23 protein-coding genes and 2 pseudogenes are annotated in these 24,991 nt (G+C 58.5%); 16 read left to right on the top strand and 9 right to left on the bottom strand.

What is annotated here, in order from left to right:
• Positions 1-54: 54 nt before the first annotated feature.
• The gene (rsgA, locus tag PVA48_RS08330; RefSeq protein WP_102728839.1) at positions 55-1,176 is read left to right on the top strand and encodes a ribosome small subunit-dependent GTPase A; all 1,122 of its coding nucleotides are present in this window, start codon (positions 55-57) and stop codon (positions 1,174-1,176) included.
• A 39-nt stretch (positions 1,177-1,215) separates the two neighbouring features.
• Here the strand turns inward: rsgA and PVA48_RS08325 are convergent, their stop codons facing one another.
• The 5 genes from PVA48_RS08325 to PVA48_RS08305 all read right to left on the bottom strand — a co-directional run bounded on the left by PVA48_RS08325 (position 1,216) and on the right by PVA48_RS08305 (position 4,841).
• Positions 1,216-2,091, bottom strand: coding sequence for a hypothetical protein (locus tag PVA48_RS08325; RefSeq protein WP_423231579.1), 876 nt, complete (start codon positions 2,089-2,091; stop codon positions 1,216-1,218).
• A 90-nt stretch (positions 2,092-2,181) separates the two neighbouring features.
• Positions 2,182-3,468, bottom strand: coding sequence for a 3-deoxy-D-manno-octulosonic acid transferase (locus tag PVA48_RS08320; RefSeq protein ID WP_022396470.1), 1,287 nt, complete (start codon positions 3,466-3,468; stop codon positions 2,182-2,184).
• Position 3,469: 1 nt separating this feature from the next.
• Positions 3,470-3,652 carry a hypothetical protein gene (locus tag PVA48_RS08315; RefSeq protein WP_423231578.1) on the bottom strand — a complete coding sequence of 61 codons (183 nt, stop codon included), beginning with the start codon at positions 3,650-3,652 and terminating at the stop codon, positions 3,470-3,472.
• Positions 3,616-4,044, bottom strand: a complete 429-nt coding sequence (locus PVA48_RS08310) for an RsmD family RNA methyltransferase (protein ID WP_423231577.1) — start codon at positions 4,042-4,044, stop codon at positions 3,616-3,618. The genes PVA48_RS08315 and PVA48_RS08310 overlap by 37 nt, the downstream gene beginning before the upstream one ends.
• A 35-nt stretch (positions 4,045-4,079) precedes the next feature.
• Positions 4,080-4,841 (bottom strand): hypothetical protein, encoded by a 762-nt coding sequence (locus tag PVA48_RS08305; protein WP_146017860.1) that lies wholly within the window; start codon positions 4,839-4,841, stop codon positions 4,080-4,082.
• A gap of 73 nt (positions 4,842-4,914) precedes the next feature.
• Between PVA48_RS08305 and PVA48_RS08300 the strand changes: the two genes are divergently transcribed.
• Positions 4,915-5,358, top strand: a complete 444-nt coding sequence (locus tag PVA48_RS08300) for a hypothetical protein (protein WP_146017859.1) — start codon at positions 4,915-4,917, stop codon at positions 5,356-5,358.
• 139 nt (positions 5,359-5,497) lie between these two features.
• Here PVA48_RS08300 and PVA48_RS08295 read toward each other — a convergent pair whose 3' ends face one another.
• Entirely contained in the window at positions 5,498-6,424 is a 927-nt protein-coding gene (locus tag PVA48_RS08295) for a polyphosphate kinase 2 family protein (protein WP_102728840.1), read from the bottom strand.
• 128 nt (positions 6,425-6,552) lie between these two features.
• Positions 6,553-8,739, bottom strand: a complete 2,187-nt coding sequence (locus tag PVA48_RS08290; RefSeq protein WP_423231576.1) for an NPCBM/NEW2 domain-containing protein — start codon at positions 8,737-8,739, stop codon at positions 6,553-6,555.
• Between the two features lie 262 nt (positions 8,740-9,001).
• Between PVA48_RS08290 and PVA48_RS08285 the strand changes: the two genes are divergently transcribed.
• Positions 9,002-9,439 carry a hypothetical protein gene (locus PVA48_RS08285; RefSeq protein WP_022396464.1) on the top strand — a complete coding sequence of 146 codons (438 nt, stop codon included), beginning with the start codon at positions 9,002-9,004 and terminating at the stop codon, positions 9,437-9,439.
• Entirely contained in the window at positions 9,436-10,251 is an 816-nt protein-coding gene (locus tag PVA48_RS08280; RefSeq protein ID WP_180972889.1) for an alpha/beta hydrolase, read from the top strand. Before PVA48_RS08285 ends, PVA48_RS08280 begins: the two co-directional genes overlap by 4 nt.
• A gap of 6 nt (positions 10,252-10,257) precedes the next feature.
• Here PVA48_RS08280 and tsaE read toward each other — a convergent pair whose 3' ends face one another.
• The gene (gene tsaE, locus PVA48_RS08275; protein WP_102722640.1) at positions 10,258-10,707 is read right to left on the bottom strand and encodes a tRNA (adenosine(37)-N6)-threonylcarbamoyltransferase complex ATPase subunit type 1 TsaE; all 450 of its coding nucleotides are present in this window, start codon (positions 10,705-10,707) and stop codon (positions 10,258-10,260) included.
• An 88-nt stretch (positions 10,708-10,795) separates the two neighbouring features.
• Here tsaE and rplU point away from each other — a divergent pair.
• From rplU to PVA48_RS08215, 12 genes and pseudogenes are all read left to right on the top strand, one after another.
• A pseudogene (gene rplU / locus PVA48_RS08270) lies at positions 10,796-11,112 on the top strand (50S ribosomal protein L21).
• A gap of 28 nt (positions 11,113-11,140) precedes the next feature.
• On the top strand, positions 11,141-11,404 hold the full coding sequence (rpmA, locus tag PVA48_RS08265; protein WP_022396460.1) for a 50S ribosomal protein L27: 264 nt from the start codon (positions 11,141-11,143) through the stop codon (positions 11,402-11,404).
• 154 nt (positions 11,405-11,558) lie between these two features.
• Positions 11,559-11,999, top strand: coding sequence for a Fur family transcriptional regulator (locus PVA48_RS08260; RefSeq protein WP_022396459.1), 441 nt, complete (start codon positions 11,559-11,561; stop codon positions 11,997-11,999).
• A 15-nt stretch (positions 12,000-12,014) separates the two neighbouring features.
• Positions 12,015-12,773, top strand: coding sequence for a Fe-S cluster assembly ATPase SufC (gene sufC, locus PVA48_RS08255; RefSeq protein WP_102722639.1), 759 nt, complete (start codon positions 12,015-12,017; stop codon positions 12,771-12,773).
• A gap of 23 nt (positions 12,774-12,796) precedes the next feature.
• Entirely contained in the window at positions 12,797-14,233 is a 1,437-nt protein-coding gene (sufB, locus tag PVA48_RS08250) for a Fe-S cluster assembly protein SufB (protein ID WP_022396457.1), read from the top strand.
• An 8-nt stretch (positions 14,234-14,241) separates the two neighbouring features.
• Positions 14,242-15,498 (top strand): SufB/SufD family protein, encoded by a 1,257-nt coding sequence (locus PVA48_RS08245; protein WP_102728731.1) that lies wholly within the window; start codon positions 14,242-14,244, stop codon positions 15,496-15,498.
• A 382-nt stretch (positions 15,499-15,880) separates the two neighbouring features.
• Complete coding sequence (locus tag PVA48_RS08240) at positions 15,881-16,843, top strand: glycosyltransferase family 2 protein (RefSeq protein ID WP_022396455.1); 963 nt, start codon at positions 15,881-15,883, stop codon at positions 16,841-16,843.
• Complete coding sequence (locus PVA48_RS08235; protein WP_102728732.1) at positions 16,830-19,085, top strand: hypothetical protein; 2,256 nt, start codon at positions 16,830-16,832, stop codon at positions 19,083-19,085. The genes PVA48_RS08240 and PVA48_RS08235 overlap by 14 nt, the downstream gene beginning before the upstream one ends.
• A gap of 58 nt (positions 19,086-19,143) precedes the next feature.
• Positions 19,144-19,410, top strand: coding sequence for a hypothetical protein (locus tag PVA48_RS08230; protein WP_102728733.1), 267 nt, complete (start codon positions 19,144-19,146; stop codon positions 19,408-19,410).
• An 84-nt stretch (positions 19,411-19,494) separates the two neighbouring features.
• Entirely contained in the window at positions 19,495-20,460 is a 966-nt protein-coding gene (gene bioB / locus PVA48_RS08225) for a biotin synthase BioB (protein ID WP_102726658.1), read from the top strand.
• A 30-nt stretch (positions 20,461-20,490) separates the two neighbouring features.
• Positions 20,491-21,839: pseudogene (bioA, locus tag PVA48_RS08220) on the top strand (adenosylmethionine--8-amino-7-oxononanoate transaminase).
• A gap of 106 nt (positions 21,840-21,945) precedes the next feature.
• Positions 21,946-23,031 (top strand): hypothetical protein, encoded by a 1,086-nt coding sequence (locus tag PVA48_RS08215; protein ID WP_022396450.1) that lies wholly within the window; start codon positions 21,946-21,948, stop codon positions 23,029-23,031.
• Positions 23,032-23,112: 81 nt separating this feature from the next.
• On the opposite strand, the gene PVA48_RS08210 is transcribed toward PVA48_RS08215, so the two are convergent.
• Positions 23,113-24,891 carry a hypothetical protein gene (locus tag PVA48_RS08210; RefSeq protein ID WP_102728735.1) on the bottom strand — a complete coding sequence of 593 codons (1,779 nt, stop codon included), beginning with the start codon at positions 24,889-24,891 and terminating at the stop codon, positions 23,113-23,115.
• Positions 24,892-24,991: the final 100 nt, after the last annotated feature.

Here is a 24,991-nt window from a genome sequence, read left to right as displayed (position 1 = left end):
GATGTCGGCATGTAAATGCCGGCGGCCTTTCCCAAAACTACATTTTCCATTTTCATGCCCGTCACTCTTCAGGATTTAGGCTGGAACGACCACTTTCAACGCGCTTTCAACGCCGTCGCCAAACCCGGCTGGGTTCCGGGACGCCTCATCCGGGAAACGAAAATCAACTTCACCGCCCTGCTGGACGGCGGGGAAGACGTGGACGCGGTCGTCAGCGGCAAGCTCTGGCATGACGCCGCCACGGATGCGGAACTGCCCGCCGTAGGAGACTGGGTGGCGATTGACCCGGGGGAAGCGGGAGACGAAGCCGTCATACGCGCCATTCTCCCCCGCCAGACCTGTTTTTCCCGCAAAGCTCCGGGAAAAAGCAGCGCGGAACAGGTTCTGGGAACCAATGTGGACACCGTAGCCGTGGTGACGGAGCCGGGAACGGACTTCAACCCCAGGCGCATGGAGCGCTACTTTACGCTCATCCGCCGCAGCGGCGCCGCACCTCTCATCCTGCTCAATAAAACGGACCTTTTCTCCAGGGAGGAAGTGGACGAAGCCGTGCAGGCCCTGCGGGAACTCTCCCCGGAATGCTCCATCATCGGCATCAGCGCCCTGCACAACAAGGGAATCAAGGAATTCCGCAAATGCCTTTCCAGGGGAAAAACCATCTGCATCGTCGGTTCCTCCGGAGTGGGAAAATCCACGCTGGTCAATACCCTGCTGGGGGACGAATGGCTCTGGACGGGGGAAGTGAATGAGGTGACCGGCAAGGGACGCCATACGACCGTGGCGCGCGAACTGGTGCTCCTCAAACACGGCGGCCTGCTGATTGACAATCCCGGAATCCGTGAAATCCAGATGTGGACGGATGAACATACCCTGCGGGAAAGCTTTGCGGATTTGACGGAGCTGGCCCAGGAATGCAAATTTGCGGATTGCAGCCACGGCACGGATTCCGGCTGCGCCATCAGGAAAGCCGTGGAGGAAGGAACGTTGGACAGGGAGCGGTACTTGAATTTCCTGAATCTGGAAGATGAAATCGCGCGGCTTGCCAAACGCCAGAAAAAAAGGCAGATGAACGTGGAACGGGCCGGGAAGAGAGACCGGAAGGTACAGGCCCGGAATTATGAGGACCGCGTGGAACTGGAACGCCGCCACAAGCCCAACCACCGCAGCCATGACTGATTCTCCGTCAAATTGGCTTGTCAAACCGCAGAGGCGCGCTTACCAGTAAGGGATGCTCTTCCCATGCAGCCTTTTCCGCGCTTCCGCGGCCCTTCTGGCATTGGGCGCGCTTCCTCTCTCCGCAGCGGAACAGCCGGACCCCGCCCAAGCCAGGCCCGTCGTTTCCATCACGGACCTGAACCCCGTCCGGCTGACGAGAGACGCCCACAGCAAACTTCTTGTGGCGCAATGCACCATTAACGGCGTTCCATGCAATCTCATTGTGGACACGGCGGCCTCCCACACCACGTTTGACATCAAATTCATCAAGAGAATTTCCCCGGCCTGCCGCTTGAAAACGCGCAGATCGCCCCCGGCTCCAACGTCAACACCGTTCCCCAGCTTTTCGCCATGAAGTCCTTCTCCATCGGAGGGCTTCACATTAAAAACTTCTTCGGCCTCGCCATGGACCTCACCCCCCTTCAAAAAGATATGCAGGTCAGGGTGGACGGCATTCTGGGAATCAACTACCTGGGCTTCTCCCCGTTCCTGCTGTCCGTCAGGGATGCTTCCCTCCAATTTCTGGAACGCTCCCGCTTTCCCTCCCAGAACATGAAGCCGCTGGAAGTGGAACGCCACCCATCCGGAATTTTCTATGTCCGCTGCTCCCGGGGAGGAGACGCCTTCCTGCTGGCCCTTGATTCCGGTTCTTCCCTTTCCCTGGCCCCGCTGGAACAGTGGCCCGCGGACCCAAATGGAAACCAGCTCACGGCCAAGGCCTCCGACATCAACGGACACAGCGGGGACCGCAACGTCATGAAGCTGGGCATACCCTCCACCCTCCGCATGGGGCCGGACTTCCAGATGGACGGCCTTTCCTTCGCCGTGACGGGAACAGGCGGCAGATGCCAGATAGGCGTGGACACCCTCCAGCACTTTGACATCATCATTGACGCGCCGCAGGGGGAGTCTTCGCCCTGCCGCTCCATTCCAAGCCGGAGGCCCGCGGACAAAAGGCTCCCGCCGTTAAACGGGAATCTTGAGCATGATGCAGATCATGCGGATGGTGCGGGCCGTAGCGCCGAAATGGGCTTTCAACGCCACCTGCGCGCGGGAGGACTGGGCATGGGCCAGCAGCGGATTGTCCAGCATCTCCTTGAGCACGTCCGCCAGACGCTCCTCATCGCACCGGGTAATGCCGTCCACGCCCTCAAGCAGCTGGACCAGCGCATCGAAATTCTCCATGTGCGGCCCCGTCAGCACGGGCACGCCGCAGGCAACGGCCTCCGCCGGATTCTGGCCGCCGTCCGCCAGAAAGCTCTTGCCGATCACGGCCACATCCGCCAGCGCGGTCCAATCCCTCAATTCTCCGGTCGTATCCGCAATGTAGCAGACATTGTCCTTCAGGGTTTCCGGAAGCTCGCCATCCGTCCGCAGCACGCACTGCCAGCCGCGGGCCTCCAACTCACGCACCACCGTATGGCGGCGTTCCGCATGCCGGGGAACTATCAAGGGGAAGCCTCCCGCCTTGCGCACGGCCTCCGCAATCAGCACTTCCTCCCCGTCATGCGTGCTGGCGGCCAGCACCACGGGCTTGCCGCGCTTCAGCTTGTCCAGAATGGCGGCAAACTCCGCATTGGTTTCCTTGCGCTCCGCCATCTGCTGGTCAAACTTGATGCTGCCCGTCACATGGATGATGGAGGGGCGCACCCCCACGGATTCAAACCTCCGGACGTCTCCCTTGTCCTGCACGCCCATGGCGTCCAGCGTGGAAAAATAATATCGTGACACCCATTTAAAAGCGCGGTAGCGGCTCTCGGACCTGGCGGACATTCGGGCATTGATCATCGCCATGGGAATGCCCCGCACCTTGGCGGCGCGGGCAAAGTTCGGCCATAATTCCGCCTCTACCAACACAATGGCTTCCGGTTCAAAACGGTCAAAGCACCTCCCCGGCAGGCCCAGCAGGTCAAAGGGGGCATAAATTACGCGCACGCCGGACACCTGGGCATTCACCGCCGTATCATGCCCCGTAGCCGTGCTGGTGGCCAGCACCGCGGAACCGCCGCGCTCCCGGAGCCACGCCCGGAGAAATTTGAGGGCCAGCACCACTTCACCCACACTCACGGCATGCACGTACAGCACCCCCTTCGGCTCCCGGTTGTAGGAAACCCGGTACAGGCCGAAGCGCTCCATCAACCCCGTGCCGAAGCCGCCGCGCCTCTTCTGCTTGAGCAGGTAGGAAGGCAGCGTCACCAGCCACCCGAGGGTGTACAGGACATTGTAACAGAAAGAGAACAGGAAGGCTTTCATCTTACTTCTCAGGCAATCGATAGAACAACAGCATATTTTTCCCGTACCGGCGGGTATCCACCAGGTCCAGGCCGTCAAACTCCGCGGCGCCTTCCATGCCGGTTCCCCAGCCTTCCTGCACTTCCGCAATAAACACGCCGCCGTCCTTCAACAGTCCGGCAATTCCGGCCTCCGCCAGCTCCACAATAAAATCCCGGTCCGCCGGGCCCTTGCAGTAGGGGGATCTGCAAAAACAATGTCGTACTTCCTGCCGGCCAGCAGCTCCCTTTTCACAAACTGCACGGCGTCTCCCTGGATGACGGCGCCGCCCTCCAGGCCGGTTTTGGCAAGATTGGCCTTGGCCGTCGCGCAGGAAAGCCGGGAAAAATCCACCATGCGGGAGCTCCCTGCCCCGCGGCTGAGGGCTTCCAGGCCGAAGGCTCCGGAGCCGGTGAACAAATCCAGCACGTCGGCATGGTCAATCAGCGGGTTCAGGATGGAAAAAAGGGCCTCCCTGACCCGGTCGGTCGTGGGCCGCACTTCCCCTTTGGGAACAGACAGTGCTATGCCGCCGGCCTTTCCGCTGATGATACGCATGTTTTTACCGGAATGAAAGGAACGTCTTGTTGTCCCTACTGGCGCGCCTTGGCCTTGGCCTTTTCCAGCAGGGGGTCTCCCGTAATGCGGGTGATGGGGATGCGCAGCACGATGGACTGGTTGGCAATGGCAATATTATCCGGATTCTTCTCGGACATGTTGTAAACGAAATAGGTATATTTGCCGTCCTTGGTCTTGCCCGCGATAATGGTCTCCGTCAGGGTGGAAAGAATGGTCTTCTTTTCCATGGTCCATTCCTTGCCGCTCCATGCGCCGTACACGTTCAGATCGTCATAGGAAACGTCCCCTTTCAGGGCCAGGGCGCCGTTGGGGGAAATCCAGGATTTGGTATTGGAGTCATACTTCAGGGTGCTCATCGGCAGCGGTCCCTGCTGGGCCACCGCGGCCAGAGTCCAGATGCCGCGTTCCCCGGAGGCGAAAATGCCCACAGCTACGGGGGCCACTTCCTGCACCTGCTTCAGCTTCCAGCATTCCAGATACTTGGCATACTCATCCTTGGTCCAGCCCAGACGTTCGTCATACGGAACGGGCTGACCGGGAACGATCTGGCTGACGAGCTCCTTCTTGTCCTTGTCGGGCAGGGAGGCAAAAACGCCGTCAATCTTTTCCATGAATGGCTGAAGGCTTTCATCAAGCACAACGCTGACGGCGGAAGCTTCCGCCATTTTGCCGACCGGGAGATATTCATCGATTATTTCCGGCTTTTCTGCTGCGGACAGGGAAGAAACCAGAACGGGGACCATCAGTGTTAAAGCCAGATTGCGGAGCGCTTTCATAACGTGTTCGTACATTTTACTCAACAAAACACCCTTGGCAAGAGTCAAAGTGAGTGTTATCCGTATGTACATCATGAACTGGAAGTTACTTTTCACTACCCTGGCCGCCGCTCTGAGCCTTGCTTCCTGCGTGTCCACCCCGGCATCCCGCATCCAGAAAAACCCAGCCCTTTTCAATTCCCTTCCGCCCAGCCAGAAAACGCTGGTGGAAGCCGGACAGATTGCGGAAGGCATGTCGCCGCCCGCCGTCTTCCTGGCCTGGGGAGACCCCTCCGCCGTCGCGGAAGGCAACCTTAACGGAAAATCCGCCACCCGCTGGATTTACTCTTCCCTCCAGCCGGTTTACACCCCGCCGCCCTCCTTCTGGGCCGGGCCCTACTGGGGAGGCCCCTATTGGGGACCGGGGTTCTACCGTCCCTATTACCCGTATTACAATGACGTCACCTACGTCCCGGTGGATACCGGCTACGTGCTGTTCATCAACGGCAAGGTGAAATCCTGGGAACGCAGGCGCTGATTAAAGAACCGGCAGGCCCGCACGGGATGGAATGCGGCGGCGCAGCAGACGGAGGGAAGCTTCCGCATGATGCGCCGTTTTTCTTTTTGCCATTCTTCCGCGGCCTTTTTTCTTTCCCTTCCGTTCCCGGACTCTTCGTTCAATCCCTGTCCCCGGACAGGGGGCGTTCCAGTTCCTCCCGGAATTCAGGGAAGAACGCCTTCAATTCCCCGGACACCTTAGGGTATTCCAGTTTCATTTCCGCCAGTGCCTCCACAATGGCGCACATGCAGACAAGCCTGGAATACCACTTGTTGTCCGCCGGCACCACATACCACGGCGCGTCCCGGGAAGAAGTATGACGTATCATTTCCTCATACGCCTTCTGGTACTGGTCCCAGAACTCGCGTTCGTGGATGTCCCCCTCTGAAAACTTCCAGTTCTTGTGCGGGGTGTCCAGCCGCGCCAGAAGGCGCTTTCTCTGTTCCTCACTGGAAAGGTTAAGGAATATCTTCACGATGCGCGTCTTGTTGGCGAGCAGATGGCGTTCCAGATTATTGATGGATCTGTACCTCTCCTTCCAGAAGGCTCCCTTGGCATGGACGGGATCAAACCCCTCCCCCGCCAGAAATTCCGGATGCACGCGCACGCTCAGCACTTCTTCATAGTAGGAACGGTTGAAAATGCCGATCATTCCCCGCCGGGGAAGACGGGCCACGCACCGCCACAGGAAATCATGGCTCCGTTCCAGCGTGGAGGGCGGCTTGAAGCTGCTGACCACGCACCCCTGCGGATTGACTCCGCCCATCACATGCTTCACAATGCCGTCCTTGCCCGCGCTATCCATCGCCTGCAGCACCACCAGCAGCGCATAGGATTCGCTGGCATAAAGCACCTCCTGAAGCTGTTCCAGCAGCTCAATGCCCTTCTCCAGCTTGTCCACGGCTTCCTTCTTGCTGTCCTTGTCCAGCTTGCCCAGATCGCCCGGATCATAGTGGGATAACTTGAACCCCTTGCCGTCCGTCACCCGGTACGGCTCAATGAACTTTTTGCAGCGTTTGACCAGACGGGAAGGAATATCTATCATTCCGGTAATGACACCGTTCTGCGTCAAGACGTTGAAATAACCGTAAAAAACTCCGCCTTCCTCCCGGACGGCCGTCCGGCCCCTGCAGCATGAAAAATCCGCAAAAGGCGGAATGGCGCAGGGAAACGTCAATTCTCTATGCGCACCTGGTCCGCGGGAGTATTTTCCAGCTTGCAGTCCTCAATGGACCATGTGCGGGGAGGCTGAACCTTGTTATTTTTAATCAGGATGTTGGCGCACCTCTTGAACTGGAAGGGCTTCTGCCCCCAGCCCCTGAAATCATTGTTGTAAATGATTTTGTTGTTGACGAATTTAAGGTTATCCGTGGAAATGGCAAACAGCAGCGGCACGTCGAACGTCTTGAACACATTGTTTTCTATCAGGACATTGCGGTGATAATAATCCTTCTGCTTGTTCAACTGCTTGACTTCCGGGTAAATGGAAATGATGGCGTTCGTGAACTGGTAGCGGGAGGTCAGGTTGTTGATGAAGGTATTCCTGCGGATCACCACTTCATGGCAGGCGCCGCTTTCATACCAGCCCTGGGCGTCCCCGGCCAGCAGAATGGCCGCGCCGGAGGAATGGTCAAACAAATTGCCCTCCACCAGAACCTTCTCAGGCGTCGTGAAAAGAGAACCGCGGGCGCGGTTGTTGCGGACGATGTTGTTGCGGAATACTACGGAAGGGTAAAAATCCGCATTTTCCACGGCGTCCCCGGCCTTGACGGACGGAGGCAGCGGTTCTTCCAGCGTGATCACCAGTTCCGTAGAACTCTTCTTCACGGCGGTTTTTACGGTAGCGGTGCTTCCCGGTTCAAGCGTAGGCCCGTTGATAAAACGGATTTTTTCACCGGGCAGGAACACTTCAAACCCCACCGCCTGGCGGTGCATGTACTTGCATTTCAGCGTATGGCTGTCCACTACCTCCGTCACGCCCAGGCAGGTGGAATGAACGTTGATGGCGTCATCCATCATTCCCTCGAACAAGGCTTTCTCCACCACAATCTCGCCCCGGGTGTTGGAAAAATGGGTGGCGTCCGCCCCGGCGGTGTGCACGCGCCCCGTCCCTTTCCTGACCATGACGCCGCCGCCCTTCATGTGGAAATCCTCCGACCGCTGGACCAGCAAAGCCATGCCCGTGCTCTGGTGCAGGGCCACATCATTCAGGACCGTCTTCCGCGCCCGGTAAACCACGCATCCCGGATGGGGGCGGTTATAATTCCGCAGCACCAGCGTATCCCCCGGCTTGATTCCCTTCTGCTTGAGGTTCCAGTCCAGCCGGAGGCGGTTCCCTCCGAGGGGTTCCACCCGGCCGTTCCAGCCCATGTCCGACGTATTGGCAATGATGTGCCCGGTCCCCTTCTCAAAGGCCATGCAGCTCCCCATTCCTTCCTCCCAGCCTTCGCCCAGGAAAACGAACCTGTTGTTCCTGATTTCATAGGGGTAGGCTTTTTTGTCTATTTCCACCTCCGTGGACCTGTCGTCCGCATTCAAGACGCGCGCTTCCGTACAATAGGACCGTTCATAATCCACGGACAGACGGTTGATGCTGACGTTTTCGCTGTCCATGACCAGCAGGGGAACCACCTTGCCGTGAAACAGGAACAGGGAGCCATTGCCCTCTACGCGGACATTCCGCAAATCGGTCAGGGTCACGCACACCGGATGAACCAGGGGCTGGTCATGGTTGGAGATATTGAAGCTCATGTTCAAGGCTCCCTCCGGATAAAAATGATAGACTCCCCTAGGGATGTTCAGCACGCCTCCTCCCTGCTTCCGCAGGGCGGAAATCGCGGACCGCAGGGCCGGACCCTGATTTTTCCTGACGCCGGGAATCATGCCGAATTTGGCGGCATTCACCACGGCTCCCTTCATGCCCTGCGGCTCACCGCCCGTTTTCCAGACCAGGTCCACCCAGTCTGCGTGGTCATAGGAATTATTTTCCACCCGGTCAGCCATCAGGTAAAGATGCCGTATGCCGTTTTCCGCTACCGGAACGGAAAACTTTTTCGCAGGCATTCCCCTCTTCATCACGCCGGAACTCCATAAAACTTCGGAACCGCTCATTACACGGAATTCCACGCTGCCGTCTCCGTCCGTACCGTCGTCAATGCCGCAGGCCCCTTCCAGCTTCCACACTCTTGAGCCGCTGCCCTCCGGCACAGGGAGCGGAATCATGGATGTAGCGTGAGTGCCGATGCCCGCAGCGTATTTTTTACCCCCGATGCTCAATTCACCATTCTTGAAAGACCGGTCCAACCGCGTTTCCCCCACCTCCTGGCGGGCCATCAGCAGACTGGCGGCAGGCACCTTCACGGCTGCGGACCCGGATTGAGCCGCGCCTTCCTGCCCCCGGGATAGTGCCGGGAATGATCCCGCAACGCACGCTGCGGCCACAAAACTCCATGAAAACATCCGGTTAAACATATCCTTTATTATACCTTTTCCCCGGTTTTCTTCTATCAGAAAAATTCCAATTCCTGCAAAAGCCGCCCATGGAGAGAAAAGAGAGATTGCCTTCCTCCTCAAATTCGGGGACACTCTTTCCATGCGACCAGCTTTCCTCCTCCTGCCCGGCATGCTGCTGACGCTTTGCGCCTGCGGGCGCGGCGGCGCCACGCTTGAAACGGATAACGTCCAGGCGGAATGGTTCCCCAACGGGAGCCGCACGGCCATTGTCCTGGATGGTGAAACGGAACCTGCCCCAGCACGGGAAATCCAGCGCGCAAACTCCGGCATGACTCTCTTATACAACTCCCTGGGTGACGGCAGAGGCACCCTGGGAATCAACGGGGCTCTTCCGGAAACGGCAACGGTGACGTACCGGCAGGGAACATCACCCGCCGTCCTGCACTTTAAGACCTCATCCCGGGAAATACTCCTCAGCGGGGTGTGCCGCCTGGACGCGGAAGGCAAAACGTCCTCCCTGACCGGCTGGAGCTGCCAGGAACGGGGGACAGCCCTACCCCGCACCGGCACGGCCGGAACCATGACCACGGAAAATTCTGGACAATGAACCTCATGCGGATGCTGAAACCGGGAAAATGGAAAATCCTGAGCGCCCTGCTGGCCGGAGCGCTGGCCCTGGCGTGCGTCCAGTGTTCCGTCCGTTCCCTGGTGTACCTGCCGCCCCAGCCCAAGGACAAAACCGTGTATCTGGAAAAACGCGCCGCCTGGGAGCCCCACCGGCGCACTTTCCACCATAACGGGGCCCAGCTCAGCGGCTGGCTTATTGAAAAGAAGGGACAGCCCCTGCTGGTGTATTATGGAGGGAATGCCATGGACATCTCCATGATGCTTCCCTACCTGGACCGGTTCCCCCATGCCAAGCTCCTGGTCAACTACCGGGGATACGGTCTCAGCACCGGCACGCCCACGGAGCAGAACATCATGGGGGATTCCTTGGCGATTCTCGACTCCGTGCTGAAGGAAACCGGAAGAACGCCGGACGACGTCATCCTGGTCGGGCAAAGCCTCGGCTCCGGAGTCGCCACGCAGATAGCCTCCGTCAGGAACGTGAAAAAGCTGGTCCTGCTGGTTCCCTTTGACAGTCTTCTGGAAACCGCCCGCGGCCTCTTCCCCTACCTTCCCGTCAAGCTTCTCCTGCCGGACCACTTCCGGTCAGACCTGGCAGCGCCCAAAGTAGGCTGCCCCGTCAGCATCCTGGCGGCAGGATCGGACGAAGTCATCCCGCCTGACCACGCCAAGCGGCTCCGGGACTGCTTCTCCACGCCGGTCAACTACCAGGAATTCCCCGGCGCCATGCATAACACCATCTGGCTCAGCCCCGGCTTTGACAAGGCGTTCTCCAGGAGCATCAGCTACTGAGCCGCTTCATTCCACAGGGGCCAGAGACACCCGGCGCAGGCATTCCCCCTCGTGCTCCAGCAGCAGCCAGGAAGTTCCCTCCGGCAGCGCGTCCGGAAACAGGTTGGCCCATTCCACAATGAGCACCGCGTCCCCGTCCAGATACTCGTCCCAGCCTATGCCGAGCAATTCGGACTCATCCTTCAGCCGGTAAAAATCAAAATGGCACGCCCGTAGGCGCCCGTCCGCATGCTCGTGCACCAGGGAAAACGTCGGGCTGGCCGCCGCATCGGAACTCCCCAGCCCTTCCATAATCCCTTGAGTCAGGTGCGTCTTTCCGGCGCCCAGCTCCCCCACCACGCCCAACACTTCACCGGGCATTAAAATTTTACCTATTTGCCGTCCCAGCTCCCTCATTTCCTCCGGAGAATGAGTTAAAACGGGGCCGTTTTTAAAAATTTTATACCATTCGCTCATTTTTTCATGAAATTTTGCTTGTCTAAAAGAAGGTGATATGGTTTATTGCGGCTCCCGCATCCGCGGGTGAACCTTAACAGTGATAGCAATGGCATACGCAATTTTCAAAACAGGTGGCAAGCAGTACCGCGTTCAGGCGGGCGACGTGATCGACGTTGAGTGCATCAATACCCTTGAAGAGGGTGCTGAAGCAAGCTTCGATCAGGTGCTTATGGTGGAAAATGACGGAAACGTGACCCTCGGCACCCCGACGGTGGCAGGAGCTACGGTCTCCGCCAAGGTCGTCAGCCAGTTCCGCGACAAGAAGATCATCGCCTTCAAATTCAAGCGCCGCAAGGGCTTCCACAAGAAAAAGGTTCCCGCCGCGCCATGACGAAGCTGGAAATCACCGGTATCAACGCCTAATTTCAACCCTTAATTTTATCCTAATCTTATGGCTCACAAGAAAGGTCAAGGTTCTGTCAAGAACGGTCGCGACTCCCGCAGCAAGCGCCTCGGCGTTAAAAAATTCGGCGGGCAGGAAGTGATCGCGGGCAACATCATCATCCGCCAGCGCGGCACCAAGTGGCACCCCGGCAAGGGCGTGGGCATGGGCCGTGACTACACCATTTTCTCCCTCGTGGACGGCCGCGTGTTCTTTGACCGCGAAGGCCGCCGCGTCAATGTGGCCCCGGAAAGCTCCGAGGCTGCCAACTAAATTACAGATAACTCTATCTCCCTGCAGGGGCGGCCATCCACAGGGATGACCGCCCCTTTTTTACCCCTCCCCGCGCCCGAATAAATAACAGGAATTGTTCTTGCAAAACAATTGACCCTCCCCCACTATCCACGCAGAGCATGAAAAATAAGATATGAATCCCAAAACAGATTCCAAACAAGCCGCCCGCACCGCCTCTACCCTCCCGGTTATTTCCGGTTTGAGACTCACCAAGCAGCGACAGGAAGTCTACCAGGTTCTCCTGGAACAGAGAGACCATCCCACCGCGAATGAAGTTTACCAGCGGGTGCGCAAAAAGCTCCCCAGCATCTCCCTGGCCACCGTTTACAACTGCCTGGAAGCCCTGGTGAATCACGGCCTGGTCAATCAGGTCAACTTTGAACGCAGCTCTTCCCGCTTCTGTCCCAATCTCGTTGATCATGGGCACTTCCAGGACACCCGGACCGGCTGCATTTACGACATCACCATCAAGGAGGGCGTGGATTTGAAGGAATTCATCAACCTGCCCGACGACGTGTGCATCGAAGAAGCCCAGATCACCCTCAGGGGCTCCATCATCACGCCGCAGGGCTAAATCCCTTTCATCATCATGAGTCTGGTCATTAAAAATTTGCACGCCAAAGTGCAAGGCACGGAAATACTTAAAGGCATCAATCTTGAAATTCCCAAGGGAGAAGTGCACGCGATCATGGGACCCAACGGTTCCGGAAAAAGCACCCTCTCCAAAGTCCTCTGCGGCCACCCGGACTATGAGGTGACGGAAGGGGAGGTCTGGCTGGACGGACAGAACCTGCTGGACATGAGCATTGACGAGCGCAGCCGCGCGGGCCTCTTCCTGGCGTTCCAGTATCCCATGGAAGTTCCCGGCGTGTCCAACGCCAACTTCCTGCGCGCCGCCATGCAGGCCCGCATGCCCCAGGGGGAGGAACTGGATGCGGTTACCTTCTACAAGACGCTGTATGCAAAAATGGACCAGCTCGGCATGTCCCGCAAATTCACCTCCCGCGCCGTCAACGAAGGCTTTTCCGGCGGTGAAAAGAAGCGCAATGAAGTGCTGCAGATGCTTCTTCTGGATCCCCTTTACGCCATTCTGGACGAAACGGACTCTGGCCTGGACATAGACGCCCTCCGCATCGTTTCGGAAGGAGTCAACTCCATGCGCTCTCCCTTCCGCAGCTTCCTCGTCATCACCCACTACAAGCGCCTGCTGGATTACATCAAGCCGGACGTGGTCCACGTGCTGGCCGACGGACGGATTGTCCGTACCGGCGGCGGAGAGCTGGTGGACGAACTGGAAAGCAGGGGATATGAATTCCTGAAAGAGGCGGAAGGAGCGGAAAAGGCGTAACGCCGCCAATCCGGCAGTCAATCATGAGCGACACACCTGACATGTCAGAGGACGGGAACAAACAGAACCTGTTTGACTTCGACCGGAGCAAGGGGAACTTCTCCTTCCCGGAACGCCATAAATTCAACGCCGGCTACGGCCTGACGGAGGCCACCATCGACTACATCTGCGACGTCAAGGACGATCCGGAATGGGTGCGCCAGTTCCGCAAAAATGCGCTTGCCGTCTTTGAAAGCAAGCCCATGCCCACCCACTGGGCGTCCCCGGACATTGAAAAAATAGACTTCTCCCAGATCCGCTACTATCTTTCCGACGGCGAACGGCCCAAGCGAAGCTGGGACGACGTGCCGGAAGACGTAAAGCGCACCTTTGAACGCCTGGGCGTCCCTGAACAGGAACGCCAGTTCCTGGCGGGCGTGGAAGCCCAGTATGACTCCGAGTCCGCCTACTCCAACATGAAGGAGGAACTCCGCAGCCAGGGCGTCATCTTCGTCAACTCCACGGAAGGCCTGAAATACCATGAAGACGTCTTCCGCCCCTGGTTCGGCAAAGTCATCCCCACGGGAGACAACAAATTCTCCGCCCTGAACAGCGCAGTATTTTCCGGCGGTTCCTTCATTTACGTACCCAAGGGCGTGAAACTCAAGCACCCGCTCCAGGCGTACTTCCGCATCAATTCGGAAAACTTCGGGCAGTTTGAACGCACCCTCATCATTGCGGATGAAGGGGCGGAGCTCATGTACATGGAAGGGTGCACGGCCCCCCAGTTTGAAACCACCACCCTCCACTCCGCCGTCGTGGAGCTGGTGGCCCTCAAAGGAGCGAAAATCCAGTACGTCACTGTGCAGAACTGGTCCTCCAACGTCTTCAACATGGTCACCAAGCGCGGACTGGCCATGGAAGACGCGGAAATCCGCTGGATAGACTGCAACATAGGCTCCGGACTCACCATGAAATACCCGGCTGTGGTGCTCAAGGGCAGGCGTGCACGCGGGGAAGTCATCTCCATCGCCCTGGCGAATACGGGCCAGCACCAGGACACGGGTGCCAAAATGATCCACGCGGCGGACGACACCACGTCCAACATCGTTTCCAAATCCATCAGCATCGGTGAAGGGCGCGCCAGCTACCGGGGCCAGGTGGTCATGGGCAAAGGCCTCAAGGGCTGCAAGAACAACACGGAATGCGACGCCCTCCTGCTGGCGGCCAACAGCCGCACGGACACCTACCCCGCCATCACGGTGAAGGGGGACAGGAACACGGTGCAGCATGAAGCTTCCGTCTCCCAGGTCTCTGAAGAAATGCTCTTTTACATGCAGCAGCGGGGCATCCCGAAGGCGGCGGCCATGTCCCTGGCCGTCAACGGATTCATTAACGACCTCGTTCAGGAATTCCCCATGGAATATTCCGTGGAACTGCGCAGGCTCATTGACCTGGAAATGGAAGACAGCATCGGATAAGGAGGGAAATGATGAACCACTTGCTCAACGAAGAACAATTCCCCGCAGGCTTCCTTCCCGCATGGTTTGAAGCCAGGCACCGCCAGGCCCTGGAACAGGCGGGCCAGCTTCCGGAACCCTCCCGCCGCATGGAATCCTGGCGTTTCGGAACTCCCGGCAACGAATCCCTGGAAAACTTTGAAGCCGCCCCTCCCGTGGCACCGGAAGCCCTGGCCTCCATCATCAGGGAGCATGCCTCCATGCCGGACGCCATCCGCATCGTTTACGCCAACGGCCTCCCCGTCTCCATCCCGGAAGAACTGCCGGAAGGCCTCGCCGTGATGGATCTGGAAGACTTTGTGCTCCAATACCCGGACGCGGCCCGGAAACACCTGGAAACAGCGCCGGAAACGCTCGGTTCCGAAAAACTGGCCGCCCTGAACACGGCTCTCCAGCACAACGGTCTGGTCATCATGGCGGACCGGGAAATCTCCTGCCCCCTGGAAATCTTCCACTTCATCTCCGGGGACAACGTGGCCGTCTTCCCCGCCACGCTGGTCATTGCGGAGACCGGAAGCCGCCTGCACATCCTGGAACGCCACGTCAGCGCGGACCACGGCAGCCAATTCTGCGGAGCGCTCCAGCAGCACCATCTTTCCTCCGCTTCCTCCGTCAAATACGCTTTGGTCCAGGAGCTCAACAGCCGTTCCCGGGCCGTGGAGCTCTGCCACATTATGGCGGACGATTCCGCGGAAATGGAGCACCTCGTCAGCCATCCCGGCGCGGCATGGGCCAGACAGGAGACGGTCTGCCTCCTGAACGGAGACAGCGCCAACGTACGCCTGCTTTCCGCCAGCCACCTGAAGGAAAACAAGGAGCTGGACCAGAGAACCTACCAAAAGCACCTCTATCGCGGAGCCTCCAGCAACCTGCTTTACGTCAATGTGCTGGATGACGAGGCCAGCAGCATTTTCAGCGGCATGATCCTGGTGGCGGAAGGTGCTCACGATACCAGCGCCTACCAGAGCAACCGCAACCTCATCCTCAGCCCCCGGGCGGAAGCAAACTCCATTCCCGGCCTGGAAATCCTGGCGGACAGGGTGCAGTGCTCGCACGGTTCCGCCACCTCTTCCATCTCTCCGGAAGAAATCTTCTACCTGCTTTCACGCGGCATTCCGGAGCACACGGCGCGCAGGATGATTGCCCAGGGCTTTCTGAAACATGCGCTGGACCAATTCAGTGATGAAACCCTCCGCGCCGCTGTAGAGGAAATCGTCCTCTCCTGAACCGTTCTTCATCCGGGGAAACCGTGTCCCTTTCCTCCTCCTTTCGCTTCCTTGATAAAAGCCTCCGGAATGAAGCACGGTTTTAATTGCCGGGAGGCATTCTCCCGGAGAAACGGTCCCGCGATTGACAGGGACCATCTTCATTCATAATGGAAAAACCAGCGGATTGCGAATCCGGCCAAAAGAACGGCGGTTGATGCAAACCTGAAATCTTTTGCAAGGCAGAATTTTATCAGGAATCCACACCTTCAAATTAAAGAAAAATTTCTTTTCCGATAACCGGTCTTTTCTATTAACTAATTCGGTTTCAGAAAAACATGTTGACTTCGAATTCGCAATCCGTAATCTCTGGTAAGATACTCAATTTTCAAAAGGTCATCACATGATTTCCATCGCCATCATTATCCCCGCCTACAATGAAGAATTGACCATTCGGGAAGTGATGCAGGATTTTCATTCCCACTGCCCGGAAGCGGCCATTTATGTAGTTGATAATAATTCTTCCGATAAAACTGCGGAAATAGCCAGGAAAACTTATGAAGAATTAGGCTGTTCCGGCACGCTGCTTCAAGAAAAACGGAAGGGTAAGGCCATGGCCATTAAAAAGGCGTTCCGGGAAATAGATGCGGACGTTTACGTAATGGTGGATGCAGACCTGACCTATCCCGCCGCCGACCTCCCCCGCCTGCTGGAACCGGTTCTCCAGGGAGATGCGGACATGGTATGCGGAGACCGCCATGACGCCGGCATTTACAGCCGGGAAAACAAGCGCCCCATGCACAATACGGGAAACAAGGCCGTCCGCATGCTCATCAACAAACTGTTCCAGGGCAACCTGCATGACATCCTGACGGGCTACCGCGTCTTTTCCAAGCGGTTCGTCAAAAACTTCCCCATTCTCTCCACGGGCTTTGAACTGGAAACGGAAATCAGCATCCACGCCCTGGACAACGGCTATTCCGTCGTGGAAATCCCCACTAATTACATGGACCGCCCGGAAGGCTCCGTATCCAAGCTCTCTACCGTATCTGACGGGGTGAAGGTCATCAAAACCATCTTCGCCGTCCTGATGAACCACCGCCCCCTGTTCTTCTTCTCCATCATCAGCGCGGTTCTGCTCATCCTCGCCATTCTGGCCGGCATCCCTGCCGTTCTGGACTACTTCCGGTACGACTATGTCTTCCACCTTCCGCTGGCCGTCCTGTCCATGGGCCTTTTCACCGTATCGGCCCTCGCGCTGACCATCGCCTTCATACTTCACGGCCTCCGGTCCGCCCAGCGGTACGACCATGTCCTCTCCCTCATGCATTGGGAGGAACGCAATCTTAAGCATGAAAAACACTGACTCCCTCTCCCGGCGCTCTTTCTGGCTCTGCTGCCTCCTCTGGGCCGTCCTCGTTGGGGCCTGCTTTGCCCCGGCCATCTTCGGGGGCAAAGTGCTGGCGCCCATGGACATCATGGACTGCCTCATCTCCCCGTATGCCACGCAGCCCATGGAAAACGTCCACAACCACTTTACCGTGGACGCCATCTCCCAATACCTGCCCTACAACTACTCCGTAGCGCAAAGCTTCCGGCAGGACGGTTACATGGGCTGGAATCCGTACACCCACAACGGAACGGCCATTGCGGAAAACACGATGCTGTGCCCCGGTGACTGGCACCACGTCCTCTACTTCTTCCTGCCCTTCTGGACGGCCTGGGACACGGGCATCATCCTGCAATTCTTCCTTGCGGGTCTGGGCATGATCGTCTTCCTGCGGAGCCGCCAGGTTCCGGCTCCCTACTGCCTGCTGGGGGCGATAGGCTACGGCTTCTACTCCCAATTCGTCCTGTGGATTTACCACCGGTGGGTGCTGGGAACCATGTGCTGGGCCCCGTGGATATTATGGGCGCTGATGCGCAACAGGGAAAAAAGAATCATCGACCTTCCTTCCATCCTCTTCATCGCCCTCGGGTTCCGGGGCGGCCACCTTCAGGCGTGCCTGTTCATCGTACTGCTCACGGGGTGCGTTTGGCTGGCGGACTGGTGGACGTCCCCCTCACGCTGGAAGTTTAAAACCCTCTGGCGCGTCTCCCTGCCCTACCTGGTGTCCGGCATCGCCGGGGGCCTTCTCTCCATAGACGTGCTGGCCCAGACCATTCCACCCCTGATGGAAGGTTGCAGGCCCATTCCCTTCCTGACCGGAATCACTCATCTTCCCTCCCTGGTCACCGTCCTGTTCCCCACGCTCCTGGGCGTTCCGGAAACGATTGACCTGTTCAAACTCATGGGCCAGGACCTGTTTGACCTGAAATTCACCGGAGGCGTCATCTTCGTCCTTGCCGTGCTGGGCCTCTTTAACAGAAAAGCCCCCCTGACGGCAAAATTCCTGATGGTCATCAGCCTGATTCTGGCCTTCACCCCCCTCATCACCTATTTTTATTCCCGTTCCACCACGGTCTATGCCCTGGGCGCCTCCTGGCTGGCCGCGTGGCAGCTCCATGCCTTTACTCAGGAACCCGCAAGAACGGTCTGGAAGAAAATCTTCATCGCGCTGGGCATCCTAACGCTGGGATGGCTTCTGTGCTCCATCCTGATTCAAATCTTCCACCAGGACATTCTCTCCACCCTCCAGAGAAACCTTGTTTCCCGCCTCTCACCCGCTGAAACGGGCAGGGAAGCCTGGTACATGCTGAGGACGGAACGCCTGCTGGAACAAACGTGCATCTGGTATCCCCGCACGCTGGCCCTGCTTGCACTGCTGTGGGGAGGCCTGTGGGCCGCCTCCCGCATCCATGTCTTCGCACGGCACAAGCTGCTGCTGGCCTCCGCGGTCATTCTGTGCTCCCTGGGGGAACAGCTTCTCGTTCAGGCCACCTGGGTCCACTATGCGGACAAGCCCGAATCCGCAGGCCTGTACAGGGAACCCGAATGGCTGCCGCACCTGAAACAGCAGGTGGGGGACGGTTCCGTCCTGTGCTACACTTCACACAGGGACAAGGACTATTTCCACGACAACCACCTTTCCAGCTTCGGCATCAAACAGGCGGAAGGCTATGAAACCGTCAGGCCCAAACGTCTCCATGCCCTTCAGGACATCCTGACCCATCCGGAAGCCGCCGCCAAGGCAGGCATTTCCCACCTTCTCGTTAACCCGCGCCAGCAGCTCCCGGAAACCAAAGGCTGGAACCTGGTGGAAAACACTTCCCGGTACGTCCTCTTTGCCAACCCGCATTACAGGGGCAGATACTTTGCAAACGGCCCTGCTACGGAAGAAAGCGCCGTCGTGCACCCCAACTGGCTCACGTACAATAAAATGGACTTCACCGTCCCGCCGGGGGCCTCCTCACTGGATATTCTGGAAAGCTATTCCGAAGGCTGGACGGCACGCATCAACGGAGGGGTGCCCGTTCCCGTGGAATGCTCGGAAAACTACGGCATCATCGTTCCCCTTCCCGTTTCCGACACGCCCGCGCATGTCCTCCTCCAATACAGGGACCACCGCCAGAACACCTATTACTGCATCATCCTCGCCACCCTTCTCCTGATTTGTGCCGCCTGTCTCTGGCGGCATGTAAAAAAACGGCCTTCCTCCCCCCATTAAGATAGACCTCTCTCCCGTCCTGCTGGGTAAAAAATCCGCCCTGAAAGACAGGAAACCCGTGGTTTGGGCGGGAGGCGGCTACGGCGGCCAGGTGGCCGTGCGCTTTGACGCAAAGAAAGTCATCCGCCTCAACCTGTTCCCTGGCAAAAAACCCGGCAACTGGGAAGTGTACGACATCGTAAAAGACCCCGCGGAGAAAAACGACATCGCCGCGGAAAACCGTGACCTTATTGACAGGGCCATCGCCATCCTGGACAAGGAATACAAGCCCGCGCCCGGATTCCAGGCCCTGCGCTACAAGGCCCCGGAACAGCCGGCCAAATAAGGAAAAAGGGAAGGATTCCCCACGATACGTAACCCCCGGCATTCTGCCCTTGACGTGAACCGCGCCGGGGGTAGTCTTTGACGCATGAGTCTGACCTCTTCCCTCCTCTCCAGGGTGCTCCAGGGCGGTTCCTGCACCAGAGAAGAACTGATAGCCCTCAGCCGGGAACCGCTGGAGGAGCTGTGCCAGGCGGCCAACGCCATCCGGGAGCACTTCTGCGGAAACGTCTTCGACCTCTGCACCATCATCAACGGGCGCAGCGGCAAATGTTCGGAAAACTGCAAGTACTGCGCCCAGTCCGCCCATTACTCCACCGCGGTGGAGGAATACCCCCTCTTAAGTGATGAAGCCCTGCTGGCGGGCGCCAGGTACAATGACGAACGGGGCATCCTGCGCTATTCCATCGTCACCTCCGGCAAGAGGCTGACGGATGCGGACGTGGACCGGCTCTGCGCCAGCTACAGGCACATCGCCGAACGCTGCGGCATCTCCCTCTGCGCCTCCCACGGCCTCATCTCCAAAAAGCACTGCGAACAATTGAAGGCCGCGGGCGTCTCCCGTTACCACAACAACCTGGAAACCTCCCGCCGCAACTTCCCGAATGTCTGCACCACGCACACGTACGACGACAAGCTGCAAACCATCAAGTGGGCTATGGAAGCCGGGCTGGAAGTGTGCAGCGGCGGCATCATGGGGCTGGGGGAAACCCTGGAGGACCGGATAGATATGTACATGGACATCGCCGCACTGGGCATCAAGTCCGCGCCCATCAACTTCCTGACGCCCATCCCCGGTACGCCGTACGCGAACATGACCCCGCTTGGGGAGGAAGACCAGCTCCGCATCGTGGCGCTGGTGCGCTTCATCATGCCGGATGGCTTCGTCCGCATCGCCGCCGGAAGGAACACCATGAAGGACCACGGCAGGAAAATCTTCATGTCCGGGGCGAATGCCGCCATCTCCGGGGACATGCTCACCACCTCCGGCGTCACCATCCGGGAAGACCTGGCCATGCTGGCGGAGCTGGGCTATGAAGTCCGCATGAAATAAGGGCTGTCCCGTTTTCCCGCTCCTTTCCCCATGAATCACTCCGACTGGTCAAAAAAAGATCTGGAATACATCTGGCATCCCTGTTCCCAGATGAAAGACTATGAAACGCTGCCCCCCATCGTGATCGAACGCGGGCAGGGAATCCACCTGTACGACGTGGACGGGAAGCGCTATCTGGACGTGGTCAGCTCCTGGTGGTGCAACCTGCTCGGGCACTCCCACCCTAAAATCAACCAGGCCATCAAGAACCAGCTTGATTCCCTGGAGCACGTCATCTTCGCCAACTTCTCGCACAAGCCGGCCATCACCCTGTGCGAGGAGCTGATGAAAAAAATCCCGCAGGGACTCTGCAAGTTCAATTTTTCCGACAACGGTTCGGCGTCCATCGAATCCGCCATGAAAATGAGTTTCCAGTACCACTACCAGACCGGAAACCGCCAGAAAGTGCGCTTCATGTCCCTGAGTGACGGCTATCACGGAGAAACCCTGGGAGCCCTCTCCGCAGGCGGCCTGGACCTTTACTCGGAACTCTACAAGCCCCTGCTGCTGGACATCGTGCGCATTCCCGCTCCGGACTGCTACCGCTGCCCCAAGGGAAAAAAACGAGGCTGCTGCCAGGCGGAATGCATTGACGCGGCCCAGGAGGCCTTTGCGCGCCATGGGGACGAATGCGCCGCCCTGCTGGTGGAACCCCTGCTCCAGGGCTCCGCGGGCATGCGAATGTACCCCCCGCCTATCTGGCGAAGCTGCGCGCCCTGTGCGACGCCTATAACGTGCACCTCATTGCGGATGAAATCGCCACCGGCTTCGGCCGCACGGGCAGCATGTTCGCCTGCGACCAGGCCGGCATCTCCCCGGATATCATGTGCGTCTCCAAGGGGCTCACGGGCGGCTACATGCCCATGTCCATCACCATCACCACGCAGAAGATTTACGATGCCTTTTATGCGGACTACCGGGAAGGAAAGGCCTTCATGCACAGCCATACCTACTCCGGCAACCCCCTGGGCTGTTCCGCCGCCCTGGCGGTGCTGAAGATTCTGGACGAGGAACAAATTATTTCCCGGGCGCAGGAAAAGGCCCCCCTCTTCCACCGGATGATCGCCGATGCGCTGGGGAACCATCCGCACGTGGGGGAAATCCGCAGCCTGGGCCTGGTGAACGCCATTGAACTGGTGGAGGACAGGGAAACCAAGAAGAGCTTCCCGTCCGAACGGCGGCTGGGATACCAGATTTACAAGGAAGCGCTTAAACAGGGCCTGCTGCTTCGGCCGCTGGGAGACGTCCTGTACTTCAACCCGCCCCTCATCATTTCCCCGGAGGAAATGGAGGAGGCCGTAGCCGTCTGCTCCGCCTGCGTCCGCAAGGTGCTGGGGTAAACATTTTTCCTCCGTAACAATATGTGCTGTTCTTTTTTTTGAAGAAAAGCTGCAACTTTTCTTCAGGGGAGGGGTTTGTAAAAATACCCTGTAACCTCATACCGTCATGATACACTTCACCCCGCTCCGCAAACGTCCGGCGCTTTCCGCGCTGATGCTTCTCATCCTGGGCTCCGGTTTCTGCCAGGCTCAGGAAATGCTTACCGATTCCGCAAGGAAGGAAGCCACCGAGTGGCTTAAGGAAGTCAAATCCGGCTACCTGAACACCAGCTCCGCCCGTATCCAGAAGGCTGTGACCGCCCTCACCGCGGCCACCAGCACGGAAAACGCCGCCATGAAACTTTATGTAGACGCCATGAAAGACCGCTTTCTGAACCCGACCAGCATGATGTCCCGCATGCTGAACCGGGGCGGAGGGGGAGGATTCCGGATGATGCGCATGCCGGGCTCCGGAGGAAGAGGAGGCAGCAACGGCAACAGCAGCAAGCCGGACAGCCCCAGCACCGCCTTTTCCAACTGGCGCAAGCAGAATACGGGGAACAACGTGGCCCCAGGCTTCAAAAAAGCCCTTCAAATCCAGTGCAAATGGATGCTGCTGTGCCTGAGAAAGGCGGATGCCGAGAAGAACGAGCGCGAACTCAACGTTTCCTCCAGCGTCTTGTCCATGCTGGATGAAGTGGCCGCCAACGCCAAGGATGTGGGCGAACAGCTCCCCATGGTGGGCGGAGCCAGTGAAGTAATCCGCTCCTACCTGAACATCAGCGACTACCGTTCGGATACTCTGCCGGACAACCTGATGGACCTCAACACCATCTTCGACCGCGTGCTGCTGGCTCCCTACAAGGAAAAAAAGGATGTGGAAAACTTCCGGAAACTCTGGAATAAACGCATCGGACTGGAAGCGACCCTGCTGCAAAATAATTCCGCCAGCGACAAAAAAACGGCGGAAGTGGAAAAAGCCAGCTTCCTGGTCAAAAGGCAGTGGGAACGGGAAAAGGCATGCTTTGAGCTCGGCGACCAGGTGGCCGCCCTTGAAAAAATGAAAAGCCTGATTTCCGGCATCAAGGATCCCGCTGAAAAACAGCGCGCCATCCGCGACCTGGAATTCCTGCTTCTTACCCCGGCGGAACAGGCAAAACTCCGTGAAGAGCGCACAAACAGGCGCATGCCCGGCGGCGGCCCGCGCTTTTAACAACCGTCGACAGCTCCAATTTCCCTTTCATCCCCCGGTGCGCAGCGTGCATCGGGGGATTTTACTTTCCGGCGCGGCGCATCACCGGGACGGAGGCAGTTCCTGCTTCCCGGGCTGGAACCATGTCTTGCGCAGGCGGTAAATGCGCACGCCCTCAATATTCTCATCCAGATGCCAGGCCGTGCGTACGCCGTGCCGCTCCCATATATGGCGGCTGAGCATCCCCATGAACTTGCTGTCCATGTCGGAAACGTCCCCCTGCGGAGTCAGGCAGACAATATATACGTTGTCCCTGCACAGGTTCAGGGAGGACTGCCCCTCCCAGCCCATCTCCTTCAGCTTCCGCTGCACGGGCTTCAACGGAAAATTCCAGCCGCCCAGCGTCACGACATTCTTCCGGGAACAGCTCCATGCCTTGCGGAAAACGGACTGTCCCGGAGCCAGGTCGTCAATGGTGCCGCCGGACATCTGGACGCAGAACAGGGAATCCGGTTCACGGTCCACCCGTTCGCACAGCAGGCGGCCGGCATCCGGGGAAAAAGACTCCAGATTGGCCTCCCACACGGCGGCGCACGCCTGTGACAAAGAAACGGTGAACGCGCAGAACATGGGCACGCCGCCTGTCAGGGCGCCCTTTCCGGTCCATTTGAAACGAATGGGGCGGTATTTATCCGACCATAGCAGGCACAGCCCGGCAATCAGGAACGTGGGATACACCACGCGGAAATACAGGCGGTCTATGCTGGACATGTACAGCAGAATCAGCACCAGCAGGGCGCCCACGCAGAACACCAGAGCCGGGGAATCCCCCCGCCGGAAAGACACGCGGCAGGCCAGGCCGAATAAAATCCAGCACGGCAGAAGGTCCATGACGGAATCCCAGGAAAACAGATGAAGGGCCTTCTCCCCGCGGACCCAGGCCCTGGGCCAGAACTCGCCCCCGTCCCGCGCCAGCAGAAGCCTTTCCAGATAATCCGTGTTGAAAGCGTCCATATCGCAATTGGTGAACATCCGGACCATCTTGATATCGTTGGCGAACACGCCGTACTCCTCGCACTGGTAGGCGCCCTCCGGCCTGATGGGGCATGTGTCCGAAAGGAGGGCGCGGGCCTGGTTCCACGCCGCCACGTCACAGCCCTCCAGCACATTCCGGTGGGCGTGCTTGTTATACTCATTCAGACCGAAGGAGACTGCCAGTACGCCGGCCAGGGCCAGCCAGAGACGGCCGCGGGCACGCATCTTTTCCCGGGACGGTTTAAACCCGTCCAAACTGCCAGCCAGCAGGATGGCCCCCCAGAAAGCATCGCACACCAGGGCGGCGTCCAGCCGGATCATGCTGCCCAGCACGCACAGGAATCCCCCCGTGCACAGTCCCTTCCAGGAGGAGGAACCGTACTTCAGGCATACCAGCACTCCGGTGAACCCCGTCAGGAAGGCGGCATGGCTGAATTGCAGGGCGGCATAAAAGCCCGGCATGATTAAAAGCCACACCAGCAGCAGGACCAGCGTATTGAAATCATATCTGCGCGCCTTGCGGGCGTGCGCCGTCAGCATCGTGAAAATGGCCGCTCCGCTGGACAGCGTGGCAAGCGCCAGGAACACGGGCCAGACGGACAGGCCGCCCAGAACGGGAGCCGCTTTCAGCAGCAGCCCGGTCAGCAGGGGATTGACGAAAATGACGTGAGCGTCCGCGTAGGAGGGGTCGCCCCAGCCGTCAAGCACGGACGCAATCACCAGATCGTCATTGGATTGGTACGCCACGCCCACAATGCTCCAGGCCAAAACCAGCAACAGCAGGTTGAACCATACGGGATGGAGCAGCGGAAAAAGCGATACCCATCTCCAAACCTGTTTCAACATAAGCAAATTCCCTGACTTTGCGGGCTGTTCTCCCTGCCCGGGCCCGCATACTAGAAACGGATAAAATGAAAGTCAAGAGCCTATCCCGGCGCAAAGCCCG

The organism is Akkermansia sp. JRP_AM1, assembly GCF_049262625.1.
GTDB lineage: Bacteria > Verrucomicrobiota > Verrucomicrobiia > Verrucomicrobiales > Akkermansiaceae > Akkermansia > Akkermansia massiliensis.
This window is presented reverse-complemented; position numbering and strand designations above follow the sequence as displayed.

What these genes read in the sequence shown, in the direction of transcription:
- PVA48_RS08320 (WP_022396470.1), bottom strand. Translation starts at nt 3,468, where the DNA reads ATGAAAGCCTTCCTGTTCTCTTTCTGTTACAATGTCCTGTACACCCTC.
- PVA48_RS08280 (WP_180972889.1), top strand. Translation starts at nt 9,436, where the DNA reads ATGAACCTCATGCGGATGCTGAAACCGGGAAAATGGAAAATCCTGAGC.
- PVA48_RS08285 (WP_022396464.1), top strand. Translation starts at nt 9,002, where the DNA reads ATGCTGCTGACGCTTTGCGCCTGCGGGCGCGGCGGCGCCACGCTTGAA.
- PVA48_RS08240 (WP_022396455.1), top strand. Translation starts at nt 15,881, where the DNA reads ATGATTTCCATCGCCATCATTATCCCCGCCTACAATGAAGAATTGACC.
- bioB (WP_102726658.1), top strand. Translation starts at nt 19,495, where the DNA reads ATGAGTCTGACCTCTTCCCTCCTCTCCAGGGTGCTCCAGGGCGGTTCC.
- PVA48_RS08295 (WP_102728840.1), bottom strand. Translation starts at nt 6,424, where the DNA reads ATGATAGATATTCCTTCCCGTCTGGTCAAACGCTGCAAAAAGTTCATT.
- PVA48_RS08300 (WP_146017859.1), top strand. Translation starts at nt 4,915, where the DNA reads ATGAACTGGAAGTTACTTTTCACTACCCTGGCCGCCGCTCTGAGCCTT.
- tsaE (WP_102722640.1), bottom strand. Translation starts at nt 10,707, where the DNA reads ATGAGCGAATGGTATAAAATTTTTAAAAACGGCCCCGTTTTAACTCAT.
- PVA48_RS08210 (WP_102728735.1), bottom strand. Translation starts at nt 24,891, where the DNA reads ATGTTGAAACAGGTTTGGAGATGGGTATCGCTTTTTCCGCTGCTCCAT.
- sufB (WP_022396457.1), top strand. Translation starts at nt 12,797, where the DNA reads ATGAGCGACACACCTGACATGTCAGAGGACGGGAACAAACAGAACCTG.
- PVA48_RS08305 (WP_146017860.1), bottom strand. Translation starts at nt 4,841, where the DNA reads ATGAAAGCGCTCCGCAATCTGGCTTTAACACTGATGGTCCCCGTTCTG.
- sufC (WP_102722639.1), top strand. Translation starts at nt 12,015, where the DNA reads ATGAGTCTGGTCATTAAAAATTTGCACGCCAAAGTGCAAGGCACGGAA.
- PVA48_RS08310 (WP_423231577.1), bottom strand. Translation starts at nt 4,044, where the DNA reads ATGCGTATCATCAGCGGAAAGGCCGGCGGCATAGCACTGTCTGTTCCC.
- PVA48_RS08260 (WP_022396459.1), top strand. Translation starts at nt 11,559, where the DNA reads ATGAATCCCAAAACAGATTCCAAACAAGCCGCCCGCACCGCCTCTACC.
- PVA48_RS08245 (WP_102728731.1), top strand. Translation starts at nt 14,242, where the DNA reads ATGATGAACCACTTGCTCAACGAAGAACAATTCCCCGCAGGCTTCCTT.
- PVA48_RS08235 (WP_102728732.1), top strand. Translation starts at nt 16,830, where the DNA reads ATGAAAAACACTGACTCCCTCTCCCGGCGCTCTTTCTGGCTCTGCTGC.
- rpmA (WP_022396460.1), top strand. Translation starts at nt 11,141, where the DNA reads ATGGCTCACAAGAAAGGTCAAGGTTCTGTCAAGAACGGTCGCGACTCC.
- PVA48_RS08215 (WP_022396450.1), top strand. Translation starts at nt 21,946, where the DNA reads ATGATACACTTCACCCCGCTCCGCAAACGTCCGGCGCTTTCCGCGCTG.
- rsgA (WP_102728839.1), top strand. Translation starts at nt 55, where the DNA reads ATGCCCGTCACTCTTCAGGATTTAGGCTGGAACGACCACTTTCAACGC.